Origin of the sequence: Photobacterium halotolerans DSM 18316 (assembly GCF_000425165.1) — a bacterium.
GTDB classification, from domain to species: domain Bacteria; phylum Pseudomonadota; class Gammaproteobacteria; order Enterobacterales; family Vibrionaceae; genus Photobacterium; species Photobacterium halotolerans.
The window spans coordinates 1-1,995 of the sequence record NZ_AULG01000052.1; the positions used below are offsets into that span (position 1 = coordinate 1).

Annotated in this window: 2 protein-coding genes and 1 pseudogene; all 3 read right to left on the minus strand. The window is 51.1% G+C overall.

Annotated features, from left to right (window positions below):
• Nucleotides 1-1,224, minus strand: a pseudogene (locus tag H511_RS0109230) (hypothetical protein); the annotation flags it as partial.
• On the minus strand, nucleotides 1,224-1,679 hold the full coding sequence (locus H511_RS23015; RefSeq protein ID WP_036759379.1) for a hypothetical protein: 456 nt from the start codon (nucleotides 1,677-1,679) through the stop codon (nucleotides 1,224-1,226). The gene H511_RS23015 and the pseudogene H511_RS0109230, both read right to left, overlap by 1 nt.
• The coding region (locus H511_RS0109240) for a hypothetical protein (protein ID WP_027252039.1) at nucleotides 1,679-1,995 on the minus strand (317 nt) is incomplete at its 5' end. The genes H511_RS0109240 and H511_RS23015, both read right to left, overlap by 1 nt.

Sequence of the window (1,995 nt, forward strand, 5' to 3'; positions counted from 1 at the left end):
TGACTCAAGGCGGGTTTTGCCGTCAGCGCCCCATTCACGCACCGCAAGGTCGTGCGGGCCTACGTGGGTGCCATATTTGTAACCGTACTTCTCGCGATACTCGTTGAGCACATCGGCGTAGTGTTCCAGCCCTTCGCCGCTGTTTTCGTAGTAGTTGATTGCGTGCCATTCGCGCCCACACAGCTGCATAAACCAGATGCCGTTCTTATCGTTTACCCCGATATCCCAGAATGTATGCACAGACGTGGCAGGGTCATACGGAACGGATGTGATTTGCTTACGGGAATACAGATCGCGAAATTGACGCTCGTAATAAGCGCCTTCCAGCGACTGCTCAAAAGCTTCTTCTGGGGTCGATGGGTACTCACGCTTCATGTCGTGGCCCAGCGTCTTCTCTTTCAGCTGATACCAGCGGCGCTGACCTTCGGTGAATGCCTGGCCGGTTTTGAACGTCAGTTGATCAAAGTAATCATTGATACGCTCAAGAATGTCTTCGCCTTCCTCGATGACGTATTGGGGGTCGTCATACCAAGGGAAGAAGAAGAATTTCCAATCCAGCGCAGAAAGTATCTTCTCTGCCAGCTGGTCTTTTTCGGCCTGAACACTGTAATCAAAGAAGTAACCGGACCGGCCTTCTGCTGTCGATTCGATGGTGACAACACCACCCTTGCCGACGGCCTCAAACGCACCGGTTACAATCTCCCGCGCCTTGTCTGGATACTTGGCGCAGATCTTACCGAACTCAGAAATATGCAGGTAACGAAGCGTACCACCACGGAACGACGTACCGACTGTCAGGCTCGAACCGTTTGAGAATTTCAATTCACCGGCGCGGTCATTAACCGCAGGGACCAGGGAGCGGATACTTTCCGGTAGAAGGCGATAAGCGAACTTAACCTTTTCATCAAACAGTCGGGCGGCATCGTCTTTGCTGTGACAGATGATCGCGCAACGGGTATTTGGCCGGAACAGTGCGGCGTCCAACATGAAGATCATCGCAAACGTGGTCATGCCCAGCTGTCGGGCCTTGAGCACGATGTTGCGATGGTGCATTTTGTCGAACAGATCTTCCTGCGCCTTGTTCATCTTGAACCGGACAGTACGACCGTTTTTGTCGGTGATGAAATAGAGGTTATTAATCCTCCATTTCCAGTCTTTCAGTTTTGCGCCAGCGGCTTTCAGGTCGGCTTCGCTGACCTGTACATCGTTAGCGGGTTTGCTCACTAATCACCGTTCGGTAGGGGGCTGGCGTCTTCGGCGCTTTCAGCCACGTCACCAAGAATAAATTTAAGCGGGTTGCCTTCGTTGTCTGACACTTCAAGCTGTTGCTTGTTGGTCCACGGGTTTTCACTGTTGCGGGTTCGGTTGATCAACCAAAACTCAGCCGCTTTCGTGTCCGGTGGCACTTCTTCGACGTAATCAACAATGTCGCCATTGTTCAGCACTTTTTGCTTAGTAACTTTGGAGCCGGTTGCGCGGTCATACAGACGGGCGGCAACATTGGAGTCAGCCACCATCTTGCCTGCGCGGATCGCGTCGCGGAATGTTTCATTGTCTCCGCACCACTTCTCAATGGTGCGCTCACTGACTTCAAAGAAGTTAGCCAGCTCTTTGTTCGTGGCATTTAACAGGCACAGCTTATATGCCTGCTGGTCAAACTCAGGTTTATAAATGCCCATTAATCATTGTCCTTTAGGATGAGTTTTATATCACTCGACAGCACAGCTTGCTGGTTCTCAATGCGTGTCATCCACTGCATCAGCACCTGTTGCTGGATCTTGCGGTTGCCTTCATCGGCCTTGATCATTGTCTGGATCGAGTTTTCCAGTGTTTTAACCGCCTCGGTCATCTGCGCCCGTGTTACGTATTCCTGCTGGAATGCGTACATGCGGTTATCGATCTTATCCATCCAGCTGGCCAGCAGCCCAACAGATAATGTCAGTACAGCAATGAATATGTTTCTAACAAAATCTGTCATACGCGGACCAAAAAAAA